17 protein-coding genes are annotated in these 23405 nt (G+C 72.2%); 12 read left to right on the top strand and 5 right to left on the bottom strand.

All coding sequences use genetic code 11. From position 1 onward, the window contains the following. The first annotated feature begins 57 nt into the window (after window positions 1-57). Entirely contained in the window at window positions 58-1683 is a 1626-nt protein-coding gene (groL, locus tag KBY32_RS09605; protein WP_210979624.1) for a chaperonin GroEL, read from the top strand. A 69-nt stretch (window positions 1684-1752) separates the two neighbouring features. Here groL and KBY32_RS09600 read toward each other — a convergent pair whose 3' ends face one another. The 3 genes from KBY32_RS09600 to KBY32_RS09590 all read right to left on the bottom strand — a co-directional run bounded on the left by KBY32_RS09600 (window position 1753) and on the right by KBY32_RS09590 (window position 4063). Beyond that, window positions 1753-2445: an ester cyclase gene (locus KBY32_RS09600; protein WP_210979623.1), complete on the bottom strand. Its 693-nt coding sequence runs from the start codon at window positions 2443-2445 to the stop codon at window positions 1753-1755. A 71-nt stretch (window positions 2446-2516) separates the two neighbouring features. Beyond that, window positions 2517-3290: an SDR family oxidoreductase gene (locus KBY32_RS09595; protein WP_210979622.1), complete on the bottom strand. Its 774-nt coding sequence runs from the start codon at window positions 3288-3290 to the stop codon at window positions 2517-2519. Between the two features lie 104 nt (window positions 3291-3394). After that, window positions 3395-4063 carry an MOSC domain-containing protein gene (locus tag KBY32_RS09590; protein ID WP_210979621.1) on the bottom strand — a complete coding sequence of 223 codons (669 nt, stop codon included), beginning with the start codon at window positions 4061-4063 and terminating at the stop codon, window positions 3395-3397. 81 nt (window positions 4064-4144) lie between these two features. Between KBY32_RS09590 and KBY32_RS09585 the strand changes: the two genes are divergently transcribed. Next, window positions 4145-5068 (top strand): LysR family transcriptional regulator, encoded by a 924-nt coding sequence (locus KBY32_RS09585; RefSeq protein WP_210979620.1) that lies wholly within the window; start codon window positions 4145-4147, stop codon window positions 5066-5068. A gap of 62 nt (window positions 5069-5130) precedes the next feature. Here KBY32_RS09585 and KBY32_RS09580 read toward each other — a convergent pair whose 3' ends face one another. Continuing rightward, window positions 5131-5460, bottom strand: coding sequence for a WhiB family transcriptional regulator (locus tag KBY32_RS09580; RefSeq protein ID WP_062663964.1), 330 nt, complete (start codon window positions 5458-5460; stop codon window positions 5131-5133). A gap of 380 nt (window positions 5461-5840) precedes the next feature. Between KBY32_RS09580 and KBY32_RS09575 the strand changes: the two genes are divergently transcribed. From KBY32_RS09575 to KBY32_RS09560, 4 genes are all read left to right on the top strand, one after another. Further along, the gene (locus tag KBY32_RS09575) at window positions 5841-6452 is read left to right on the top strand and encodes a response regulator transcription factor (protein WP_003948568.1); all 612 of its coding nucleotides are present in this window, start codon (window positions 5841-5843) and stop codon (window positions 6450-6452) included. Window positions 6453-6779: 327 nt separating this feature from the next. Next, a complete protein-coding gene (locus tag KBY32_RS09570; protein WP_055622496.1) occupies window positions 6780-7367 on the top strand; it encodes a sigma-70 family RNA polymerase sigma factor in 588 nt (195 codons plus the stop codon). Between the two features lie 140 nt (window positions 7368-7507). Then, window positions 7508-9010, top strand: coding sequence for an IMP dehydrogenase (gene guaB, locus KBY32_RS09565; RefSeq protein WP_055622495.1), 1503 nt, complete (start codon window positions 7508-7510; stop codon window positions 9008-9010). Between the two features lie 108 nt (window positions 9011-9118). After that, window positions 9119-10243 (top strand): GuaB3 family IMP dehydrogenase-related protein, encoded by a 1125-nt coding sequence (locus KBY32_RS09560; protein WP_086867705.1) that lies wholly within the window; start codon window positions 9119-9121, stop codon window positions 10241-10243. A 179-nt stretch (window positions 10244-10422) separates the two neighbouring features. Here the strand turns inward: KBY32_RS09560 and KBY32_RS09555 are convergent, their stop codons facing one another. Continuing rightward, on the bottom strand, window positions 10423-11631 hold the full coding sequence (locus KBY32_RS09555; RefSeq protein ID WP_055622493.1) for a nucleotide sugar dehydrogenase: 1209 nt from the start codon (window positions 11629-11631) through the stop codon (window positions 10423-10425). A gap of 262 nt (window positions 11632-11893) precedes the next feature. Between KBY32_RS09555 and KBY32_RS09550 the strand changes: the two genes are divergently transcribed. From KBY32_RS09550 to KBY32_RS09525, 6 genes are all read left to right on the top strand, one after another. After that, entirely contained in the window at window positions 11894-13600 is a 1707-nt protein-coding gene (locus KBY32_RS09550; protein ID WP_055622492.1) for a glycerol-3-phosphate dehydrogenase/oxidase, read from the top strand. A 168-nt stretch (window positions 13601-13768) separates the two neighbouring features. Next, window positions 13769-15796 carry a serine/threonine-protein kinase gene (locus tag KBY32_RS09545; protein ID WP_210979619.1) on the top strand — a complete coding sequence of 676 codons (2028 nt, stop codon included), beginning with the start codon at window positions 13769-13771 and terminating at the stop codon, window positions 15794-15796. Between the two features lie 183 nt (window positions 15797-15979). Continuing rightward, window positions 15980-18430 (top strand): protein kinase, encoded by a 2451-nt coding sequence (locus KBY32_RS09540; protein ID WP_210979618.1) that lies wholly within the window; start codon window positions 15980-15982, stop codon window positions 18428-18430. A 163-nt stretch (window positions 18431-18593) separates the two neighbouring features. Continuing rightward, window positions 18594-20255: a serine/threonine-protein kinase gene (locus tag KBY32_RS09535; RefSeq protein WP_210979617.1), complete on the top strand. Its 1662-nt coding sequence runs from the start codon at window positions 18594-18596 to the stop codon at window positions 20253-20255. A 108-nt stretch (window positions 20256-20363) separates the two neighbouring features. Beyond that, a complete protein-coding gene (locus KBY32_RS09530) occupies window positions 20364-21497 on the top strand; it encodes a serine/threonine-protein kinase (protein ID WP_210979616.1) in 1134 nt (377 codons plus the stop codon). Window positions 21498-21577: 80 nt separating this feature from the next. Continuing rightward, the gene (locus KBY32_RS09525; protein ID WP_210979615.1) at window positions 21578-23290 is read left to right on the top strand and encodes a serine/threonine-protein kinase; all 1713 of its coding nucleotides are present in this window, start codon (window positions 21578-21580) and stop codon (window positions 23288-23290) included. Window positions 23291-23405: the final 115 nt, after the last annotated feature.

Genomic DNA, 23405 nt, shown 5'->3' with positions numbered 1-23405 from the left:
CGCCCGGGGCGCAGTGTCTTTTTTTAGAACCCACAATCCGAGAGGGCTCCCGCTGTCATGGCGAAGATCCTGAAGTTCGACGAGGACGCCCGTCGCGCCCTCGAGCGCGGCGTCAACAAGCTTGCCGACACGGTCAAGGTGACGATCGGCCCCAAGGGCCGCAACGTCGTCATCGACAAGAAGTTCGGCGCCCCCACCATCACCAACGACGGCGTGACCATCGCCCGTGAGGTCGAGGTCGAGGACCCGTACGAGAACCTCGGTGCCCAGCTGGTGAAGGAGGTGGCGACCAAGACCAACGACATCGCGGGTGACGGCACCACCACCGCCACCGTGCTCGCCCAGGCGCTCGTGCGTGAGGGCCTGAAGAACGTCGCCGCCGGCGCCTCCCCGGCCGCCCTGAAGAAGGGCATCGACGCGGCCGTCGCGGCCGTCTCCGAGGAGCTCCTCGCGACCGCGCGCCCGATCGACGAGAAGTCCGACATCGCCGCCGTCGCCGGTCTGTCCGCCCAGGACCAGCAGGTCGGCGAGCTCATCGCCGAGGCGATGGACAAGGTCGGCAAGGACGGTGTCATCACCGTCGAGGAGTCCAACACCTTCGGTCTGGAGCTGGACTTCACCGAGGGCATGGCCTTCGACAAGGGCTACCTGTCGCCGTACTTCGTGACGGACCAGGAGCGCATGGAGGCCGTCCTGGAGGACCCGTACATCCTCATCAACCAGGGCAAGATCTCCTCCATCGCCGACCTGCTGCCGCTGCTGGAGAAGGTCATCCAGACCAACTCCTCCAAGCCGCTGCTGATCATCGCCGAGGACGTCGAGGGCGAGGCCCTGTCGACCCTGGTCGTGAACAAGATCCGCGGCACCTTCAACGCGGTCGCGGTCAAGGCCCCCGGCTTCGGTGACCGCCGCAAGGCGATGCTGCAGGACATGGCGACCCTCACCGGCGCCACCGTCATCTCCGAGGAGGTCGGCCTCAAGCTCGACCAGGTCGGCATCGACGTGCTGGGCTCCGCCCGCCGCGTCACCGTCACCAAGGACGACACCACGATCGTCGACGGCGCCGGCAAGTCCGAGGACGTCCAGGGCCGCGTCGCCCAGATCAAGTCCGAGATCGAGAACACCGACTCCGACTGGGACCGCGAGAAGCTCCAGGAGCGCCTCGCGAAGCTGGCCGGCGGCGTGTGCGTGATCAAGGTCGGCGCCGCCACCGAGGTGGAGCTGAAGGAGAAGAAGCACCGTCTGGAGGACGCCATCTCCGCGACCCGCGCCGCGGTCGAGGAGGGCATCGTCTCCGGTGGTGGCTCCGCGCTCGTCCACGCCGTGAAGGTCCTCGAGGGCAACCTCGGCAAGACCGGCGACGAGGCCACCGGTGTCGCCGTCGTCCGCCGCGCCGCCGTCGAGCCGCTGCGCTGGATCGCCGAGAACGCCGGCCTCGAGGGCTACGTCATCACCTCGAAGGTCGCCGAGCTCGACAAGGGCCAGGGCTTCAACGCCGCCACCGGCGAGTACGGCGACCTGGTCAAGGCCGGCGTCATCGACCCGGTCAAGGTCACCCGCTCCGCCCTGGAGAACGCCGCCTCCATCGCCTCCCTCCTCCTCACGACCGAGACCCTGGTCGTCGAGAAGAAGGAAGAGGAAGAGCCGGCCGCCGCAGGCCACGGCCACGGACACGCCCACTAGGACGACGCCGGGTCGACAAAGGCCCCGCCGCCGTCTCTCAGGACGGTGGCGGGGCCTTCCCCTTCGCGGTCAGTCGCCGAGTACCCCCAGTTGTTCCATCAGACCCGCGCGGTCGTACATCCAGTGGCTCTCGCAGATGCGGCCCCCGCGGAAGCGCTGCCAGGTCATGCCCTGCATGCTCACGTCCTGGCCGGTCGCCGGGATGCCCAGGAACTCGCCCTTGTGGTGGGCGGTCCAGGTCCAGCGGCTGCACACCCGGTCGTCCTCCGCCATCTGGTCGTCGACGCGGAACGAGAAGTCGAAGGCGCCGTACCAGCCCTCCAGCACCGCGCGGATCCCGTCGCGGCCCTGGACGGGGCGCGGGTAGGACGGGTCGTGGTCCACGTAGTCGTCCGTCAGCTGATCGACGATCCGGTCCGGGGGTGTGCGGCCCATCGCCGTGAAGAAGGCCCGCGCCACCAGGACGTTCAGCTGCTCGTCGCGCACCACGTCCAGATCGGTGAAGACCGGCGGCCCGTCGCACAGCGCCACCATCTCCTCGTAGATCCGGCCGGTCTCCGGGAGGTGCGAGTTGCGCATCGCCTCGTCGTACGACGGGAACTCCACGATCTCCACGAAGTGCGCGGCGTCTGAGCGGTCCCGGCCGATGACGTCGTGTGTGGCCGTCCGCTTCCCCTTGGTCTGCTCGACCCACTTGTCCATCAGCCGGTTCATCTCGTCGAACCGGTCCGTCCTGCAGTCGATGAGCTGTACGAAGGTCATGACGCCGGCGCCTCCCGGCCCCCCTGGGTGCGGCTGGACACCCTCATTGTCCTCCGCGTCCGGACCGCCCTCTACTGCGGACCGTACTTGCGGCCCGTCCGCGACGAGAGGGTGCCGAGCACGCCCCGCGGCACCAGCTTCGCCGCACCCAGCAGCACCTTGTAGCGGGGGTCGGGGATCGAGAGGGACCGCCCACGCGCCAGGTCCTCCAGCGCGGTGGCCGCCACCTTGTCGGCGTCCAGCCACATCCACCCGGGGATGTTGTCCGTGCCCATGCCCGCGCGCTCATGGAACTCGGTCCGGACGAACCCCGGGCACAGCGCCATCAGCCGCACCCCGCTCCCGGCCAGATCCCGCGCGGCCCCCTGGGTGAACTGCACGACCCACGCCTTGGACGCGCCGTACGTCCCGCGCGGCACGAACGCAGCCACCGAGGCGACGTTCACGACACCGCCCCGGCCCCGCTCACGCATCGCCTCCGCCGCCGCCGAGGTCAGCCGCAGCACCGCCTCGCAGTGCACCTTCAGCATCCGCAGCTCGTCGGCCATGGACACGTCCAGGTAGCGGCCCTTGTTGCCGAACCCCGCGTTGTTGATCAGCAGGTCGACCGGGTTGCGGCGGTCGCCGAGGCGGGCGGCGACCGCCTCGATACCGGAGTCCTCGGCGAGGTCGGCCGTCAGCACCTCCGCCTCGACGCCGTGCCGGTCGTGCAGTTCCGTGGCCTGCTCGCGCAGCCGCTTGGTGTCCCGGGCCACCAGGACGAGGTCATGCCCGTCGGCGGCCAGCCGACGCGCGAACGCGGCGCCGATGCCCGCGGTCGATCCCGTGATCAATGCCGTTGTCATGGCGCAAGGTTAGTGACCCGGAGGGGCTGGTTCCGCTCCGCTGGCCGCCGTTCGGGCGGACCATGACGGCAACTCCGGTCCAGGGCCCGGGCCTTGGTGTCGCGTCAGGAGCCGTACTTGGCCACGTACTTTCTCGCGGTCTCCACCGCCTCCGGGTGCAGCCACTCGGCGGCGGCCAGGATCCGGGGCAGCAGCGCCCGCTCCGTCGTGACCGCCCGGAACTGGAACGCCACCGTCACCTCGTGGTCGGGCCGGCGGACGATCTCGATCGCGTCGCCCGCGCGGATCTCGCCCGGCTCGATCACCCGCAGATACGCCCCCGGCGCGGCCTGCGCGGTGAACCGCCTCACCCACTGCCGCTCACCCAGATGGCCCTGGAAGGTCTGGCACGGGATACGACCGCTCGTGACCTCGAGCAGCAGATCGGGCCCCACCCGCCAGCGCTCCCCGATCAGCGCCCCGGAGACGTCGAGCCCGGACGTCGTGAGGTTCTCGCCGAACACGCCGTTGCGCAGCGGGCGCCCCAGCTCACGCTCCCAGGCGTCGAGGTCCTCGCGCGCGACCGCGTACACGGCCTGGTCGTCGCCGCCGTGATGCTTCTTCTCGCACACCGCGTCCCCGGCGAGGCCGCTTCCGCCGACCCCCTTCGGTCCGGGTGCCGTCACCCGCACCGGGCACTCGACGGGGCGCTTGTCGATTCCGGTCACACCGTCGACGTGGTCCGTGTACGGCACCGCCTCCGGGCGGCCGAGATTCACTGACAGAAGCTTCATGGCGGCACGGTAGGCGACCGGCGGTCAAAGTGTCGACGCGATATTCAGCGCGCACCCCAAGCTCCGCTTATGCTCGATGGCGTGCTCGAAGCCCGTCATCTCCGCGTCCTGCGCGCCGTCGCCACCACCGGCTCCTTCTCGGCGGCCGCCCGCGAACTGGGCTGCACCCAGCCCGCCGTGAGCCAGCAGATGAGGGCGCTGGAGACGGCCGTCGGCACCCCGCTGCTGATCCGCACCGGACGCGCCATGCGGCTGACCCAGGCCGGCGAGGCGCTGGTGCGCCACGCCACCGGCATCCTCGCGGGGCTCACCGCCGCGGAGGAGGAGGTCGCCGCCATCGCGGGCCTGCGCGCCGGACGGGTCCGGCTCGTCTCCTTCCCCAGCGGCAGCTCCACCCTCGTCCCGACCGCCCTCGCCGCGCTGCGCGCCGCCCACCCCGGCACCCGCGTCTCCCTGGAGGAGGCCGAGCCGCCGAAGTCGGTGGAGATGCTGCGCGAGGGCGAGTGCGACGTGGCCCTCGCCTTCCGGTACGAGAGCGCGGCGGGCGCCGAGGAGTGGGAGGACCTCGTGGTCCGCCCGTTGCTCACGGACCGTCTCGTCGGGCTGGTCCCGGAGCGCCACCGACTCGCCCGTACGGGGTCGCCGGCGTCCGTCGCGATCGGCGATCTGGCGGCCGAGCCGTGGATCGCCGGGTGCCCGCGCTGCCGCGGTCAGCTGGTGGAGGTGTGCGCGAGCGCCGGTTTCACCCCGCGCATCGACTTCGCCACCGACGACTACCCGGCGGTCGTCGGCCTGGTCGGCGCCGGTCTCGGCGTGGCGGTCCTGCCCCAGCTCGCCGTGGAGTCCGTACGGCCGCGGGGGGTGCGCATGGTCGCGCTGGAACCGCCGGTGCGCCGCGAGATCGTCGCCCTCACGCTGCCCGACCTCGCCCAGGTGCCGGCCGTCGCCGCGACGCTGGACCAGCTCGCCCGCGCCGCCGCCGGCCCGGGCCAGTCCGCACCGTAGGAGAGCGCCCCCGGGCATGAGAGAGGGCACGCAATGCGTGCCCTGGATGGAGAAACGTTCCTTCAGTGGTCGGGACCCGCGTCCCCGCCGGTGGTCGACGCCGACACCAGCCGGTTGCGTGCCCTCCCCATGAGCTCTTCGCGCTCGTCCTCGGTCAAGCCGCCCCATACGCCGTACGGTTCGCGTACCGCCAGCGCGTGCGCCGCGCACTGTGCGCGCACGGGGCACCTCATGCAGACCTCCTTGGCCGAGTTCTCTCGAGCGCTCCGGGCCGCCCCGCGCTCGCCCTCCGGATGGAAGAAGAGCGAGCTGTCCACCCCGCGACATGCAGCCAGCAGCTGCCAGTCCCACAGGTCCGCGTTCGGTCCGGGAAGGCGGGAGAAATCTGCCATTGCGTGACCCCTTGTAGCCGTTCTGGGCGGATACGGTGTCTACGACCGTACATCTACGATCTAAGAAGATGAAAATATGACTCATTGCGAATCTAGCCCCAAACGCCGTGAAACAGGAAGAAAAAGGGCTGAATGGGGCACGGCTCGTGATGAAACGGGGAGGATCCGCCCCTCATGTCTGCCTCGTGTCCGTCCCCTCACGTAGAGTGCCGAAGACGGCACATGCCCCCGTAACTCTTTCGAGTGACCGTCGTTGAGAGGGCGGAGGCGGTTGAAAGAAGAAGCGCTCGGGCAAGCGTCCGAGACGGTCGACCGCACAGGTGACATTTCGTACCAGCCTGGAGGCTCAAGGTGACGTGCATCAGCTGCGGAGGGCGGCCATGACATCCGTCCTCGTCTGCGACGACTCCCCGCTTGCCCGAGAGGCGCTCCGCCGCGCGGTCGCGACCGTGCCCGGCGTCGAGCGCGTGACGACGGCGGCCAACGGCGAGGAAGTCCTCCGCCGCTGGGGCGCCGACCGCTCGGACCTGATCCTGATGGACGTGCGCATGCCCGGTCTGGGCGGCGTGGAGACCGTACGGCGGCTGCTGTCCGCCGACCCCGGTGCGCGGATCATCATGCTCACCGTCGCCGAGGACCTGGACGGCGTGGCCCTCGCGGTCGCCGCCGGTGCCCGCGGCTATCTGCACAAGGACGCCTCGCGCGCCGAGCTGCGGGCCACGGTCACCCAGGCGCTGGCCGACCCGACCTGGCGGCTCGCCCCGCGCCGGCTGCGCTCCGCCGAGATGGGCGCGGCGCCCACGCTCACCGCGCGTGAGATCCAGGTGCTCGAGGGCATGAGCCACGGCCGCTCCAACGCCGAGATCGGCCGTGAGCTCTTCCTGTCCGAGGACACCGTGAAGACCCACGCCCGCCGGCTCTTCAAGAAGCTCGGCGCCTCGGACCGGGCCCACGCCGTGGCGCTCGGGTTCCGGTGGGGCCTGGTGCGCTGAGCGTCCCGCCGTGGGGCGCGTCGCGTCGCCCGGTGGCCCCGGGTTCGTCGTGGCTGGTCGCGGGCGCGCGGCCGGGCCACACCATGTCTCGTCCCGCGCCCCCGTGGGGGCGCGGCTTCGAGGCCGGGCAACGGGTCCGATCGGTGCCCGGTGCTCGTTTCGCCGCGGATGCCGCATCCTTGAGGTGTGGAGTCTCTCGGGGACGAGTCGGTCGAGCGGAAGGGGAGGGCGCAGGATATGAGTTCCGGCGCACCTGCTCATAACGCTTCGGTGCACAACGACGGGCGCGATGCCGCGGAGCGTGCGGCCGCAGGGCACCATGGACCGATGCGCGACGACGAGGCGGCCCATGCCGCAGGGGCGATCGGTGCACTCGTCCATCGCGCGGTGGACGGGGACGAGCAGGCCACCCACGACCTGCTCGCGCATGTCCACCCCCTGGCTCTGCGCTACTGCCGCACCCGGCTGTCCCGGCTGCCGGGTGACGCCCGGCACTTCGTCGAGGACCTCGCCCAGGAGGTCTGTGTCGCCGTCCTGCTGGCGCTGCCGCGCTACAAGGACACCGGCCGCCCCTTCGAGGCGTTCGTCTTCGCCATCGCCGCGCACAAGGTCGCCGATCTGCAGCGCGCGGCCATGCGCCACCCCGGGTCGACGGCCGTCCCCTCGGACGAGATGCCCGAGCGGCCGGACGACTCCCTGGGCCCCGAGGAGCGCGCGCTGCTCAGCAGCGACGCCGAGTGGGCCAAGAAGCTCCTGGCCAACCTGCCGGAGAACCAGCGGGAGCTGCTCCTGCTGCGGATCGCGGTGGGTCTGACCGCGGAGGAGACCGGCCAGATGTTGGGAATGTCACCCGGCGCCGTCCGGGTCGCCCAGCACCGGGCCCTGAGCAGGCTGCGGGCACTCGCCGAGCAGTAGTCCCACCGGGTGAACGGGTGTTGTTCCGATTCCGTAGAAACATACGAAGCCGAAAGCCGCCCGGAACCGTGGAATGTGACACCTCTGCTTCCCGTTAGCATGGACATCCGCACCGATCAAGGCCATTTGGGGAAGGTGTCATGACTGCCAACGTCGACGGAGTGCCCGCCAAATTCGCGACACTCGGGCTTACCTACGACGATGTGCTGCTGCTGCCGGGCGCCTCCGAGGTCCTGCCCAACGCGGTCGACACCTCGTCCCGCATCTCCCGCAACGTACGGGTCAACATCCCCCTGCTCTCCGCCGCCATGGACAAGGTCACCGAGTCCCGTATGGCGATCGCGATGGCCCGCCTGGGCGGCGTCGGTGTGCTCCACCGCAACCTGTCCGTCGAGGACCAGGTCAACCAGGTCGACCTGGTGAAGCGGTCCGAGTCGGGCATGGTCACCGACCCCATCACGGTGCACCCCGAGGCGACCCTCGCCGAGGCGGACGCGCTGTGCGCCAAGTTCCGCATCAGCGGTGTCCCGGTCACCGACCCGGCCGGCAAGCTGCTCGGCATCGTCACCAACCGCGACATGGCCTTCGAGTCGGACCGCTCCCGCCAGGTGCGCGAGGTCATGACCCCGATGCCGCTCGTCACCGGCAAGGTCGGCATCTCCGGCGTCGAGGCCATGGAGCTGCTGCGCAAGCACAAGATCGAGAAGCTGCCGCTCGTCGACGACCAGGGCACCCTCAAGGGCCTGATCACGGTCAAGGACTTCGTCAAGGCGGAGAAGTATCCGAACGCCGCGAAGGACGCCGAGGGCCGGCTGCTCGTCGGCGCCGCCGTCGGCGCCAGCCCGGAGGCGCTGGAGCGGGCCCAGGCGCTCGCCGAGGCCGGTGTGGACTTCCTCGTCGTCGACACCTCGCACGGGCACAACAGCAACGCCCTCAGCTGGATGGCGAAGATCAAGTCCGCCGTCCCCGTCGACGTGATCGGCGGCAACGTCGCCACGCGTGACGGCGCGCAGGCCCTGATCGACGCCGGTGTCGACGGCATCAAGGTCGGTGTCGGACCGGGCTCCATCTGTACGACCCGTGTCGTCGCCGGTATCGGCGTCCCGCAGGTCACCGCGATCTACGAGGCGTCCCTCGCCGCCCGCGCCGCCGGCATCCCGCTGATCGGCGACGGCGGCCTGCAGTACTCCGGTGACATCGGCAAGGCGCTCGCCGCCGGCGCCGACACCGTGATGCTGGGCTCGCTGCTCGCGGGCTGCGAGGAGTCGCCGGGCGAGCTGCTCTTCATCAACGGCAAGCAGTTCAAGTCCTACCGGGGCATGGGCTCGCTGGGCGCCATGCAGTCCCGCGGCCAGGGCCGGTCGTACTCCAAGGACCGCTACTTCCAGGCGGAGGTCTCCTCCGACGACAAGCTGGTGCCCGAGGGCGTCGAGGGCCAGGTGCCCTACCGCGGCCCGCTGGCCAACGTGCTGCACCAGCTCGTCGGCGGCCTGCGCCAGACCATGGGCTACGTCGGCGCGGCCACCATCGACGAGATGGAGTCCAAGGGCCGCTTCGTCCGGATCACGTCGGCGGGACTCAAGGAGAGCCACCCGCACGACATCCAGATGACGGTCGAGGCGCCGAACTACAGCAACAAGTAGCCGCCGGCTCCCGCGACAGGGCGGCCCCGGGCGTATCCGGGGCCGCCCTCGTCGTGCCCGTCGGCGATACTGGTAGACGCTGCAACGCATCAGGGAAAGGCCACAGACGTGACTGAGATCGAGATCGGGCGCGGCAAGCGCGGCCGCCGGGCGTACGCCTTCGACGACATCGCCGTCGTCCCCAGCCGCCGTACGCGGGACCCGAAGGAGGTCTCGATCGCCTGGCAGATCGACGCCTACCGCTTCGAGCTGCCGTTCCTGGCCGCCCCCATGGACTCGGTCGTCTCCCCGGCCACCGCCATCCGCATCGGTGAGCTGGGCGGCCTCGGCGTGCTGAACCTCGAGGGTCTGTGGACCCGCTACGAGGACCCGCAGCCGCTGCTCGACGAGATCGCCGAGCTGCCCACGGAGGCCGCCACGCGCCGCCTCCAGGAGGTGTACGCCGCTCCGATCAAGGAGGAGCTGATCGGGCAGCGCATCAAGGAGGTGCGGGACTCCGGTGTGGTCACGGCCGCCGCGCTCTCCCCGCAGCGCACCGCGCAGTTCTCCAAGGCGGTCGTCGACGCGGGCGTGGACATCTTCGTCATCCGCGGCACGACGGTCTCCGCCGAGCACGTCTCGTCGTCGCACGAGCCGCTGAACCTGAAGCAGTTCATCTACGAGCTCGACGTCCCGGTGATCGTCGGCGGCTGTGCCACCTACACCGCGGCCCTGCACCTGATGCGCACCGGCGCCGCGGGCGTCCTGGTCGGCTTCGGCGGCGGCGCCGCGCACACCACGCGCAACGTGCTGGGCATCCGCGTCCCGATGGCCACGGCGGTCGCGGACGTGGCGGCGGCGCGGCGCGACTACATGGACGAGTCCGGAGGCCGGTACGTCCACGTGATCGCGGACGGCGGCGTCGGCTGGTCCGGTGACCTGCCCAAGGCGATCGCCTGCGGCGCCGACGCCGTGATGATGGGCTCCCCGCTGGCCCGTGCCACGGACGCGCCGGGGCGCGGCTGCCACTGGGGCATGGAGGCCGTGAACACGGAGCTGCCGCGCGGCCAGAAGGTCGACCTGGGCACGGTCGGCACGATCGAGGAGGTCCTGACGGGCCCCTCGCACACCCCCGACGGCTCCATGAACTTCTTCGGCGCCCTGCGCCGCGCCATGGCCACGACCGGCTACAGCGAGCTCAAGGAGTTCCAGCGGGTCGAGGTCACGGTGGCGGACTCCCAGCACCAGCGCTAGCCGCCGGCTGTACGACGAAAGGGGCCGGTCCTCCGACCGGCCCCTTTCGCATGCCCTGAGCACCCTGCGGGGCTTGCGGTGCGGGGCGGGGGCGCGCCCCTCGGGGCCCGGCCCGATTCCGAGGGACCGCGGTCGCATGCCACCAGCCGTGAGGTGGCGTCCGTCCGTGCGCCCCTGCTTCACAACCTGTGCGCCGCCCCCGTCGGGGCCGCGCCTCGGGTGTCGAGGAGGAGCTGGGCCTTTACCGAGAGGCCCTGGAGGTCGTAGGTGCGGTGTTGCTGGAGGAGGATCGTCAGGTCGGCGTCGGCGGCGGACTCGTAGAGGGAGTCGGCGCGGGGGACCGGGCGGTCCAGGACGCTCCAGGACGGTACGTACGGGTCGTGGTAGCTGATGGACGCGCCCAGTTCCAGCAGGCGGACGGCGACCTCCTGGGCGGGGGTGGACTGCTGGTCGGCGAGGTCCGGCTTGTAGGTGACGCCGAGGAGGAGGATGCGCGCGCCGCGCGCGGACTTGCCGTGCTCGTTGAGCAGGGTGGCGGCGCGCTGGACGACGTAACGGGGCATCTGGCTGTTGACCTGCTGGGCCAGTTCGACCATGCGCAGGGAGCGGCCGGTGTGGGCGGTCAGGCCCTGCGGGACGGCGTGGCCGCCGACGCCGGGGCCGGGGCGGAACGCCTGGAAGCCGAACGGCTTGGTCTCCGCGCAGCGCACGACGTCCCAAAGGTCGACGCCCAGGTCGTGGCAGAGCACGGCCATCTCGTTGACGAGGGCGATGTTCACGTGCCGGAAGTTGGTCTCCAGCACCTGCACGGTCTCCGCCTCGCGCAGGCCCCGCGCGCGGACCACCTTGTCGGTGAGCCGGCCGTAGAAGGCGGCCGCCGACTCGGTGCAGGCGGGGGTCAGACCACCGATCACCTTGGGGGTGTTGGCGGGGTGGAAGTCGCGGTTGCCGGGGTCCACGCGGCTGGGCGAGTAGGCGAGGTGGAAGTCGCGGCCGGCGCGCATCCCCGAGCCCTCCTCCAGCAGGGGCCGCAGCACGTCCTCGGTGGTGCCGGGCGGGACCGGCGACTCCAGGACGACCGTCGAGTGCGGGCGCAGCCGGGTCGCGAGGGCGCGCGCGGCGGCCTCCACCTCGCTCAGGTCGAGCGCCCCGTCCGCCCCGAGCGGCGTCGGCGAGCAGATGACGGCGGTGCGGACCCGGCCGAGCTCGGCGGGGCTGGTGGCGTGCCGGAAGCCCCCCGAGAGCATCCGGCGCAGTTCGGCGGGACTGAGGGAGGCGGCCTCCGGACCGGTGCGGAAACCGAGTGTGGGGATGCCGGCGGCCACGGCTGCCTTGGCCAGGGGCAGGCCGTACGGGCCCAGTCCGATGACGGCGAGATCTGCGGGCATACGTGGGCCGTCCTTCCCAGTAACCGACATATGGCTGGTGCGCAACCCCGGTGGACAGAACGAGGGAGCGCAATGTCAGACTAGGAGTAAATATGACCGATTTGCCGCATTGAATGATCGCGTTTCCAGGAGTGTTGTCCACAGGCTGGGGGTACGTGGTGGCTGAACTCGGGCAACCCGGTCAGAATTCTGGGCATGGGGGGTACGAGGCGGGCTTCGCCCGACGGGTGCGGCTTACGCGACCGATCATCGGGAGGCAGCGGTGAGGACAGCGACACTGGGGCCGGAGGAGCGGGCCGCGTCACTGGCGGCCATGGCCGAGCGCGAGCTGGACCTGCTGGTCGTGGGCGCCGGAGTGGTCGGCGCGGGCACGGCACTCGACGCGGTGACCCGCGGCCTGTCGACCGGGCTGGTCGAGGCCCGCGACTGGGCGTCCGGCACCTCCAGCCGGTCCAGCAAGCTCATCCACGGCGGCCTGCGGTATCTGGAGATGCTCGACTTCGCACTCGTCCGGGAGGCCCTGAAGGAACGCGGCCTGCTGCTGGAGCGGCTGGCCCCGCACCTGGTCAAGCCGGTGCCGTTCCTGTACCCGCTGCAGCACAAGGGCTGGGAGCGGCTGTACGCCGGTTCCGGCGTCGCCCTCTACGACGTCATGTCGATGGCCCGCGGCCACGGCCGGGGCCTGCCCATGCACCGGCATCTGAGCCGCCGTCACGCCCTGCGCGTCGCCCCCGCGCTGAAGAAGGACGCGCTGGTCGGCGCCCTCCAGTACTACGACGCCCAGATGGACGACGCCCGCTATGTCGCCACCCTGGTGCGCACCGCGGCGGCCTACGGCGCCCAGGTAGCCAACCGCGCGCGGGTGACCTCCTTCCTGCGCGAGGGCGAGCGTGTCGTCGGCGTCAGCGTCCAGGACGCGGAGGGCGGCGGCGAGTACGAGATCCGCGCCAAGCAGGTCGTCAACGCCACCGGGGTCTGGACCGACGACACCCAGTCGATGGTGGGGGAGCGCGGCCAGTTCCACGTCCGCGCCTCCAAGGGCGTCCACCTGGTCGTGCCCAAGGACCGCATCCACTCCACGACCGGGCTGATCCTGCGCACCGAGAAGTCCGTGCTGTTCGTCATCCCCTGGGGCCGGCACTGGATCGTCGGCACCACCGACACCGAATGGGACCTCGACAAGGCCCACCCGGCGGCGTCCAGCGCCGACATCGACTATGTGCTCGACCATGTGAACTCGGTCCTGGCCGTCCCCCTGACCAGGGACGACGTCGAAGGCGTGTACGCCGGGCTGCGCCCGCTGCTGGCCGGCGAGTCGGACGCCACCAGCAAGCTGTCGCGCGAGCACACCGTGGCCCACACCGTGCCGGGACTCGTCGTCGTCGCCGGCGGCAAGTACACGACGTACCGCGTGATGGCCAAGGACGCGGTGGACGCGGCGGTGCACGGACTCGACATGCGGGTCGCGGAGTGCGTCACGGAGGACATCCCGCTGATCGGCGCCGAGGGCTACCGGGCCCTGTGGAACGCGCGTGCGCGCATCGCGGAGCGGACGGGTCTTCATGTGGTGCGCGTGGAGCACCTGTTGAACCGGTTCGGCTCGCTGACCGAGGAAGTCCTCGAACTCATCGCCGACGACCCGACCCTCGGCGAACCCCTCAAGTCCGCCGACGACTATCTGCGGGCCGAGGTCGTCTACGCCGCCTCCCACGAGGGGGCGCGGCACCTGGACGACGTCCTCACCCGGCGCACCCGCATCTCCATCGAGACCTTCGACCGGGGCACCCGGTGCGCCCGTGAGGCCGCCGAGTTGATGGCACCGGTGCTGGGCTGGGACAAGGAGCAGATCGAGCGCGAGGTCGAGCACTACAACAAGCGCGTCGAGGCCGAACGCGAGTCGCAGCGCCAGCCGGACGACCTGACGGCGGACGCGGCCCGCCTGGGCGCCCCGGACATCGTGCCGAGGTAGCCCGATACGGAAGACGACCTCCGGGTCCCGCCGGGGCCCGGAGCCCTTGTGCCCGGGAGCCGGACCGGATTCGAACATGTTGCGCCACGAGGGGCACCCTGGGCGTCGGGCGCTTGTCGCGTGAGGGACAATGGAGGCTCTGTCAGGGCGGGTTGTATGAGGGGACGCATGTCGGAGGCGGAGCGGGCGAGCACATCTCGCCAGGAGACTCGTCAGGACGACCACGAGCGTCTCCTCGCGGGGCGGTACCGGTTGGGGGGCGTCCTCGGCCGGGGCGGCATGGGCACCGTCTGGCGGGCCGTCGACGAGACGCTCGGCCGGACCGTCGCCGTGAAGGAACTGCGGTTCCCGTCGAACATCGACGAGGAGGAGAAGCGCCGGCTCATCACCCGCACCCTGCGCGAGGCCAAGGCGATCGCCCGGATCCGGAACAACAGCGCGGTCACGGTGTACGACGTGGTCGACGAGGACGACCGGCCCTGGATCGTGATGGAGCTCGTCGAGGGCAAGTCGCTCGCCGAGGTCATCCGGGAGGACGGCCTGCTGGAGCCCCGGCGCGCCGCCGAGGTCGGCCTGGCCGTCCTGGACGTGCTGCGCTCCGCGCACCGCGAGGGCATCCTGCACCGTGACGTGAAGCCGTCCAACGTCCTGCTGGAGTCCGACACCGACCGGGTCGTGCTCACCGACTTCGGTATCGCCCAGGTCGAGGGCGACCCGTCCATCACCTCGACCGGCATGCTCGTCGGCGCCCCCTCCTACATCTCGCCCGAGCGGGCGCGCGGCCACAAGCCCGGCCCCGCCGCCGACCTGTGGTCGCTCGGCGGTCTGCTGTACGCGTCCGTCGAGGGCGTGCCGCCGTACGACAAGGGCTCCGCGATCGCGACGCTCACCGCCGTGATGACCGAGCCGCTGGAGGAGCCCAAGAACGCCGGGCCGCTGCGGGACGTCATCTACGGCCTGCTCACCAAGGACCCCGAGAAGCGGCTCGACGACGCCGGTGCGCGCGCGATGCTCAACGCCGTCATCCACGCGCCGCGTTCCGAGCGGGCCGCCGAGGCATCCGACGCGACGAAGGTCGTCCCGCTGCCGTCGCAGTCCGACGCGTCCTCGCGCAAGGGCCGTTCGGGCGCCGCCGCCGCGAGCCGGAAGGCCGAGGAGGCCGGGGAGCGGCTGCGCGGCGCGCTGCGCTCGGTGCGCAAGGCCGCGGTGGGCGCGGGGGCGGCCGGTGCGTCCGGTGCGTCCGGTGCGGACGCGGCCACCGGGTCGCCGTCGGCGCCGAGCGCATCCACGGATGCCTCGATGTCGAAGCCGGCGCCCGCCACCGCTTCCGCCGAGGACGCCAAAGCCACCAACGACGCCGGTTCCGGACCCAGTTCCGGCTGGCCCGTGATGCCGCCGCCGGATCTGCCCGCGCGGCCCGTCCGGCGGGCGCCGCTCACCGACGTCGTCCCGAAGCGGACGCTGCTGATCATCGCGGTGGTCGCCCTGGTCGCCGTCCTCGGCGTGGTGCTGGCGCTGACGCTGGGCGACGACGGCTCCGAGGCGTCCGGGAAGTCGGGCGGCACCGGATCGTCGGCCGCGGCGAAGGAGACCCCGGACACCAAGAGCGACGACGAGGGCGGCACCGGCCGCGGGGACGGCGACGCGAAGTCCACGGCGGAGCCGGACTCCGGCACCGGCAAGGGCGGCGGGAGCGAGCCGAGCGCCGGGTCGAGCGATGCCGCCGGCGGCGGTGACGGTGACGGGCAGAGCTCCGGCGGCGCCGCCGTGGAGTCGACCCACAAGGGCGGCCAGGGCTACTCGATCGGCCTGCCGAAGGGCTGGAAGTTCCAGTCCACGGGCTCGGCCGGCGACCGGTTCACCGGCCCGGACGGGCAGAAGCTGCTCGTGGCCTGGACGTCCACGCCCAAGGGCGACCCGGTGGCGGACTGGAAGAGCCAGGAGCGCTACATGGTGCGCTCCCAGTACAAGAAGATCCGCATAGAGCAGGTGGACTACCGCGGCTGGAACACCGCCGACTGGGAGTTCACCTACGTCGAGGGCGGCACCGAGTACCGCACGATCGACCGCGGGTTCGTGGTGAACGACCATTCCGGGTACGCCCTGATGTACACCGCGAAGGCCGGCGACTGGGACAGCGAGCTGCGCAAGGGCACATGGAAGGCGCTCACGGGCACGTTCAAGCCCAAGTCGTGAAGCGGGGGCTCTCCCTCCGGGCAGGGGCCGCCGCGATTGCTCCGTGAGATCCGGCAACCTCTCCTGGAGAGTTGCCTCCGGCACGTATCGTGAAAGCTCGCGGACCGTACGCATCCACTCCGGCGTCCGGAACGCGACACGAGGCGAACGGAATTGACCGACCGGGCGGCCGGGGGAGGCAACGTGGACGACTACGCGGGCCGGGTGCTCGCCGACCGCTACCGCCTGCCGCTGCCGCCCTCCGACGCGTACGAACTCACCGAGAGCCGCGCCTTCGACACCTACAGCGGACAGGAAGTCCTGATCCGTCAGGTGCCGTTGCCCGAGGTCGTCGAGGCCGAGGTGCTCGACGCCGAAGGCCTGCCCGACGGTTTCACCGCCCGTGACGCGCGGGCCCGCGACTCCGGGCGCCGGCCCGCCGACCCCGCCGTGCGGCGGGCGGTCGAGGCCGCGCAGGCCGCCGCCCGCATCCCCGACCATCCCCGCCTCGACCAGGTCTTCGACGTGTTCGCCGAGGGCGGTTCGCTGTGGATAGTCAGCGAGCTGGTGGCGGCCCGGCCGCTCGCCGCGCTGCTCGCCGAGCAGCCGCTGTCGCCGTACCGGGCGGCCGAGGTGGCCTCCGACGTCCTCATGGCGCTGCGCGTCCTGCACGCCCACGGCTGGGTGCACCGGAACATCACCGCCCGTACGGTCCTGGTCTGCGACGACGGCCGGGTGATGCTGACCGGGCTCGCGGTCGGCGCCGCCGAGGAGGCGCTGTGCGGGTACGACCCGGTGCCGCCCGAGGACGGCGCGGATCCGGGACCCGCGCCCGCCGCGAGCACCGGCCCCGCGGGCTCCACCCCCCGCCCGGACGCCGACCCGGAGGCCGCCCGGCGGGCCGCCATCGAGGCGCGGACGAACGGGACCCGGCCGGTCCCCGGCGCCGACGGCCCCGGCGCGGCATCGCGCGGCGCCCTGGAGACCGGTGCCGACGTCCGGGCCGCCCGGGCCGGGGCGATCGCCGCCTACCGGGCGGGCGCCCGCGCCGCCGCCCGGGTGCAGGAGGCCCAGCAGAGCGAACGGGCCGCGCTGCCCGGCGCCCGCACCGCCCCGGAGGGCCGCACGGCCCCGCCGTACCTCTCCGGCGGCAGCACCCCGCCCGGACAGATCGCCGACCCGTACGGTGTGCGGGCCCCGTCCTGGCAGGGGGCCGTCCCCCGGCCCGGCACCGGGCGCGCCCCCACCGACACCGACAGTGCCCGTACGGCCCTCCCGCCCGCGGGTTCCCAGCCGGGCTTCGCGCCCCGCGAGGACGGCGCCGACGCACCGGCCGCCGTGCCGTCGGCGCGTTCCGGGAGCCGCTGGGACGAACTGGTGTCCGGCACTGCCCGTAAGGGCCCCAGCACCGCGCTCGCCGCCGAGCGGGCCCGGCAGGCCCGTATGGCCGTCGTCGGGCCCGTCACCGAGCGATGGGCGCCGGAGCAGGCCGGGCCCGTGCACGAGAACTGGCAGCTGGCCGCGCCGATCGGGCCCGCGACCGACCTGTGGGCGCTCGGCGCGCTGCTCTTCCGGGCCGTCCAGGGGCACGCGCCCTACCCGGAGGAGTCGACGGCCGAGCTGGTGCAGATGGTGTGCGCCGAGCCGCCCGCCTTCGCCGAGGAGTGCGGACCGCTGCGGCCCGTCGTGGAGTCGCTGCTGCGTCAGGACCCCACCGAACGGCCCGACTTCGAGGAGCTGCGCGGCTGGCTGCGCTCCCTCGTGCGCTCGGCGCCCGAGCCGGAGGCCGGCGCGCATGTCGTCGCCGCCCCGCCCGTCGACCCGAACCGGCTGCCGATCGTCCGGCGCCGCGGCGAGCTGGTGCGCCGGCGCCGGGCCCGGCTGCCCGCCCACCAGGGGCGGCACAAGAGGGCCCCGCAGGGCGGGGGTTCGCCCCGCAGGCTCGGCCGGACGCTGCTGCTGCTCGTCCTGCTCGGGATGGCTGCGGCGATCGCGTACGCCATGCTGTTCATGCCCAAGGCCGACCGGGACAGTGGCGCCACCTCGAACGCCGGGAACACGGCGGCCGCGAGCCAGGCGCCGCCCGAGCGGACCGCCGAGGCGAGCAGCGAGCCCCGTCCCGAGCAGACCTCCCCGTCCCCCGGCGACGGCTCCTCGGAGTCGGCCGGGTCCGACGAGACGCAGACGACCGGCCCCGACGTCCCCGACGGCTTCACCGTCCGCAAGGACCCGGCGGGCTTCGAGGTGGCCGTGGCCAACGGCTGGAGCCGCAGCGGCGGCAGCGGACGCGGCCCGGTCGTCTACGCGCACGGCGACTTCGACCTCATTCTGGTGCCGGGCCGGGACACCGCGCAGCAGTACGGCGGCGACCCCATGGTCTACCAGCGGGAGCACGAGCGGGAGTTGCAGCCGTACCGGGACTCCAGCTGGGCGTCCTCGGGCGGGCTGAAGACCATTCAGGTCGGCGAACGCAAGATGGCCGAGGGGCAGTTCACCTGGACCGACGGCCAGGGACGCGAGCTGTTCGTACGGAACCTCGCGATCCTCGCCGACGGCCGGTACCACGTCGTACAGGTGCGGGGACCGGAGGCCGAGCGGGACGAGGTCACGCGGCTGTTCGAGCAGGCGTCGGCGACGTATCGCATCACCAGGTGAGGCGGCCCGAAGACCGTGTGTGACAACGGCGTTGGGGTTGCCCCGGCAAGCGGAAGGCGAGAACCATCACAGTGCGGTCTCCTTGGCACCCCCGCGGTTCCGGTCGCATGGCCCGGTCCCTAACCTGACCCTGTCAAGAACATTGCGGGGCAACGTGAATAAGATGCAGGGCCAGCTCGTCTCGGGCCGCTACCGGCTCACCGAGGCCATCGGCAGCGGCGGTATGGGCCGCGTCTGGCGTGCGCACGACGAAGTGCTCCACCGGGCCGTGGCCATCAAGGAACTCACCGCCGCCCTCTACGTCTCCGAGAGCGACCAGGACCGGCTGCTCGCCCGTACCCGGGCGGAGGCGCGGGCCGCCGCGCGCATCAACCACTCCGCCGTCGTGACCGTGCACGACGTCCTGGAGCACGACGGGCGCCCGTGGATCGTCATGGAGCTGATCGAGGGCCGCTCGCTCGCCGACGCCGTCAAGGACCAGGGGCGCGTCGAGCCCGCCGAGGCCGCGCGGATCGGGCTGTGGGTGCTGAGAGCGCTGCGCGCCGCGCACACCGCCGGTGTCCTGCACCGCGACATCAAGCCGGGCAACGTCCTGCTGGCCGAGGACGGCCGCGTCCTGCTCACCGACTTCGGCATCGCCCAGATCGAGGGCGACACGACGATCACCCGCACCGGAGAGGTCGTCGGCTCCGTCGACTACCTCGCCCCTGAGCGCATCCGTGGACACGATCCGGGGCCGGCCTCGGACCTGTGGGCGCTCGGCGCCACGCTCTTCACGGCGGTCGAGGGCCGTTCGCCCTTCCGCCGCACCTCCCCGCTGAGCACGATGCAGGCGGTCGTCGAGGAGGAGGCGGGGGAGCCGCGGCAGGCCGGGCCCCTGGGACCCGTGATCACCGCGCTGCTGCGCAAGGATCCGGTCACCCGCCCCGACGCCGCCGAGGCGGAGCAGATGCTGGCCGAGGCGGCGGAGGGCCGGCGGCCCAGCGAGGCGCAGGCCTATGTGCCGACCCAGCACAACCGGTACGAGCCGGAGGTGCACATCGCCCCCGGTCAGGGTGGCGTGCACAGCGCCACGCCGTATCCGCCGACGACGGGTCCGACGGCGTTCGGGCCGCCCGTCGGGCAGCCGGCCGCGGCGGTCCCGCCCGCCCCCGCGCCGAAGCGGCGCCGGCTGCGCTCGGTCGCCCTGGTCGTCGCCCTCGCCGCGGTCATCGGCGGCGGCACGGCCGTGGTCCTGCAGAAGTGGGGCTCGGGCGGCGGCGGTTCGTCCGTCAGCTCGGCACCGCCGTCCACGCCCGCCGCCCCGAAGGAATCGGCCACCGAGCAGGCGGAGGTGGACGTGAGCGGGGTGCCGTCCTCCTGGAAGAAGGTCGACGACCCCCTGGGCTTCAGCATGTATCTGCCCGAGGGCTGGCAGCGGAAGGTGGTCGGCGAGGAGGTCGAGGGCCTCCAGCAGGTCGACTACTCGCCGGACGGCGGGGAGCACTTCGTCCGGGTGTCCGTCGACACCTCGCCCGACTTCGCGACCGCCCACGACCATTTCGTCGACCTGGAACAGCAGGTGAAGGACCGGCTCATCGGGTATCGGCTGGGGTACCTGAAGGAGAACCTCTACCGCGACCGCGCCGGCTCCCTGTGGGAGTACACCTGGGACGCGCAGCCCAAGGACACGCCCTTCCCCGGGCCGCGCCGCGCCATCGACCAGGGCTACATCGACCGCGACGGCACCGAGTACGCGATCTACATGTCCTCGCCGCAGAAGGACTGGGCGGAGGCCCGCGAGCAGTTCTCGGCGGTGCTGCGGGGCTGGCGCACCGGTTCCTGACCCACCCTCGGCCCCTACGGTCGGCGGCTTTTGACGTGCTTTGCTGCTGTGCACAGTTGGCCGATCGGTGCCCGGAGCGGGAGCGTCCGGTGCGGCATGATGAGTCGCATGGGGACCGAGGGGGCCAACTTCCGTGTCATAGCGGGGCGTTACCGTCTCGAGGCGAAGGTCGGCCGCGGCGGCATGGGCGTCGTCTGGCAGGCCACCGACCAGTTGCTCGGGCGACGGGTGGCCGTGAAGGAGATCCCGGTCGACGAGACGCTCAGCGCGCCCGAGGCGCGGCGGCAGCGCGCGCTGTGGCTGCGTGAGGCGCAGGCGGTGGCGCAGCTGCGGCACCCGCATGTGATCGTCGTGCACGACGTGATCGAGGAGCACGAACGCCCCTACATCGTCATGGAGTTGATCGACGGCGACTCGCTCGCCGACCGGCTCGCCGCGCACGGCCCGATGGACGCCCGCGAGGCCGCCCGGATCGGCGCGGACCTGCTGAACGCGCTGCGCACGGCGCATGCCGCCGGTGTGGTGCACCGGGACATCACCCCGGCCAACGTGCTGGTGGAGAGCGGCACCGAGCGTGTCGTCCTCACCGACTTCGGCATCGCCCGGGTGCCGGGCAGCAGCACGCTGACCGAGTCCGGCTCTTTCGTGGGGTCGCCCGAGTACACCGCGCCCGAGCGGATGTCAGGGGCGCGGACCGGTCCGGCATCCGACCTGTGGTCGGTGGGGGCGCTGCTGTGCGCGCTGCTGAGCGGTGAGTCGCCCTTTCGGCGCGACTCGCTGAGCGGCATCGTGCTGGCCGTGGTCTCCGACGAGGTACGGCCGCCCGCCCAGGCGGCGCCGATCCTGCCCGTCGTCCAGGGTCTGCTGGAGCGGGACCCCGCCGCCCGGCTGGACGCGGCGGAGGCGGAGCGGATGCTGCGGGAGTTCCTGACGACCGGCGAGGACCTGCTGCCGAAACGGTTCAGCAGGCGGGCGGAGCGGGCGGAGCGGCCCTGGACGACCCACAAGGTCGCGGCGGCCGTGGTGCTGGCCGCCGCGGCGGCGGTGGCCGGGGCGTCGGCGGCTGCGCTGCTGGCGGACGGGGGCGGCGGCGGACCCGACGTGCCGCCGACCAGCTCGGCGAGCCCGTCGACGGGGGCGAGCGATACGGAACGCCCGTCCGGCGGGCCGACGGCCACCCCCGACAGGTCCCCCGGCTCCCCGACGCCGGAAACGCCTTCGTCCGGGACGAACCGGAGATAAGGAGCGACCCGCGTCACGGCTGTGTGACCGAAGGCACCGCCGCTGGATCCCCGGCCGTCCGGCACGATATGGATGGATCCATGAGCAGCAACGGGGGATTCCCAGACCGGCCCGACGAGCCGACGAGCTTTGAACTGCAGCCTCCGCAGCCGGCGCCGTTCGCCCATGTGCCGCACCCGGACAACCCGTACGCGGCGCCCACGGCGGCCGTACCGCAGCAGGCGTCCGGACCGCAGCCGACGGCCCCCATGCCGTCCGGCGCACCCGCCGGAGCCGCGTCTTCCGGGCGGCCCGCCGCGTCCGCGCCGGAACCCGGCACCGGCCGGTTGATCGCGGGCCGCTACCGGCTGCTCGCCAAGCTGGGGCACGGCGGCATGGGCACCGTCTGGCGTGCCAAGGACGAGACGGTGGACCGCGAGGTCGCCGTGAAGGAACCCCGCGTACCGGACCACCTCCCCGAGCGGGAACGGGCCAACGCCTTCGAGCGGATGCGCCGCGAGGCGCGCGCCGCCGCCCGGCTCGACCACCCGGCCGTGGTGAACGTGCACGACGTCGCCGTCGTGGACGGCCGCCCCTGGATCGTCATGGAGCTGGTGCAGGGACGTTCCCTCGGGGACGCGCTCCAGGAGGGCACCCTGGACGCCCGGGAGGCGGCGCGGATCGGCCTGGAGGTGCTGGGCGCCCTGGAGGCCGCGCACGCGGCGGGCGTCCTGCACCGGGACGTCAAGCCGGACAACGTCATGCTCGGCCGTCACGACCGGGTCGTGCTCACCGACTTCGGCATCGCCCAGATCGAGGGCGAGACCAATCTGACCGACACCGGCGGCTTCGTCGGCTCGCCGGAGTACATCGCGCCCGAGCGGGTGCTCGGCCAGCGCCCGGGCCCGGCCAGCGACCTGTGGTCCCTCGGTGTCGTCCTGTACGCGGCGACGGAGGGCGTCTCGCCGTTCCGCCGCAGCAACACCCCCGCGACGCTCCAGTCCGTGCTCAACGCCGTGCCCGCGGCACCCGCCGCCGCGCAGGGCCCGCTCGCCGAGGCCATCAACGGCCTGCTGAACAAGGACCCTTCGCGCCGCCCGAACGCCGCCCAGACCCGCGCCCTGCTGCAGCAGGCGGCCAACCCGCCGGAGCCGGCCGTCACCCAGCCCGTCCGGCTCCCGGAGAGCGTGCGGCGAGGGGTCGTGCTGGGGCCGAAGACGCTGCTCGGGATCGCGGCGGCGGCGGTCGCGGCCGCGGTGACGGCGTACCTGGTGATCGCGGACCCGTTCGCCGGGTCGGTGCCGGACGGCTGGAACACGCACGAGGAGAAGGCCCTCGGCGCGACGCTGCTGGTGCCGGACGAGTACAAGCGGACCGTGCCCGAGGAGACGGACGACGACCACTGGGTCACGTACACCGATCCGAGCGGTGCCATCTGGGTCAGCCTGTCGCTGGAGAAGAAGGCCGAGGACACCGGCAGCGACATCGCCGCGTCCGCCGCCGCCGAGATGTACGACGACGAGAGCGACTTCAAGCGGAGCGGCGCGTACGACATCGGCATGCCGCAGAACCCGAAGACCGAGCCCAAGCAGACCACGTACCAGGGCAGGAAGTCCGCCGAGAACCTGGTCACCTACACGACCACCGACACGCAGAACCCCCGGCCGCGCGAGCTGCGTGTCTTCTACTACAAGACCTCCGCCGGGGACATGTACAAGCTGTCGGTCGTCTACCCGGGCGCGGGCGACTTCGATGAGCGCGGACGCGAGGTGGCGCGGACCGCGATCGACCATCTGGAGATCGACAAGCTCTGAACCGGAGGGCCGCCGCCGGTGCCCCGTGACCGACTCGAGACCGACCGGCCAGGTGCGTTCACGGCAACGCCCTGATCAGCGCGTTTGTTGCCAGTGTCCACTGGCAGTGTGTGAG

The organism is Streptomyces sp. RK62, from assembly GCF_018070255.1.
GTDB classification, from domain to species: Bacteria; Actinomycetota; Actinomycetes; order Streptomycetales; family Streptomycetaceae; genus Streptomyces; species Streptomyces nigra.
The sequence above is the reverse complement of the archived record's forward strand: the minus strand, read 5'-3'. Positions and strand labels throughout refer to the sequence as shown.

What these genes read in the sequence shown, in the direction of transcription:
- KBY32_RS09600 (WP_210979623.1), bottom strand. Translation starts at nt 2,445, where the DNA reads ATGACCTTCGTACAGCTCATCGACTGCAGGACGGACCGGTTCGACGAG.
- KBY32_RS09595 (WP_210979622.1), bottom strand. Translation starts at nt 3,290, where the DNA reads ATGACAACGGCATTGATCACGGGATCGACCGCGGGCATCGGCGCCGCG.
- groL (WP_210979624.1), top strand. Translation starts at nt 58, where the DNA reads ATGGCGAAGATCCTGAAGTTCGACGAGGACGCCCGTCGCGCCCTCGAG.
- KBY32_RS09575 (WP_003948568.1), top strand. Translation starts at nt 5,841, where the DNA reads ATGACATCCGTCCTCGTCTGCGACGACTCCCCGCTTGCCCGAGAGGCG.
- KBY32_RS09525 (WP_210979615.1), top strand. Translation starts at nt 21,578, where the DNA reads ATGAGCAGCAACGGGGGATTCCCAGACCGGCCCGACGAGCCGACGAGC.
- KBY32_RS09555 (WP_055622493.1), bottom strand. Translation starts at nt 11,631, where the DNA reads ATGCCCGCAGATCTCGCCGTCATCGGACTGGGCCCGTACGGCCTGCCC.
- KBY32_RS09590 (WP_210979621.1), bottom strand. Translation starts at nt 4,063, where the DNA reads ATGAAGCTTCTGTCAGTGAATCTCGGCCGCCCGGAGGCGGTGCCGTAC.
- KBY32_RS09535 (WP_210979617.1), top strand. Translation starts at nt 18,594, where the DNA reads ATGCAGGGCCAGCTCGTCTCGGGCCGCTACCGGCTCACCGAGGCCATC.
- KBY32_RS09530 (WP_210979616.1), top strand. Translation starts at nt 20,364, where the DNA reads ATGGGGACCGAGGGGGCCAACTTCCGTGTCATAGCGGGGCGTTACCGT.
- KBY32_RS09580 (WP_062663964.1), bottom strand. Translation starts at nt 5,460, where the DNA reads ATGGCAGATTTCTCCCGCCTTCCCGGACCGAACGCGGACCTGTGGGAC.
- guaB (WP_055622495.1), top strand. Translation starts at nt 7,508, where the DNA reads ATGACTGCCAACGTCGACGGAGTGCCCGCCAAATTCGCGACACTCGGG.
- KBY32_RS09570 (WP_055622496.1), top strand. Translation starts at nt 6,780, where the DNA reads ATGCGCGACGACGAGGCGGCCCATGCCGCAGGGGCGATCGGTGCACTC.
- KBY32_RS09545 (WP_210979619.1), top strand. Translation starts at nt 13,769, where the DNA reads ATGTCGGAGGCGGAGCGGGCGAGCACATCTCGCCAGGAGACTCGTCAG.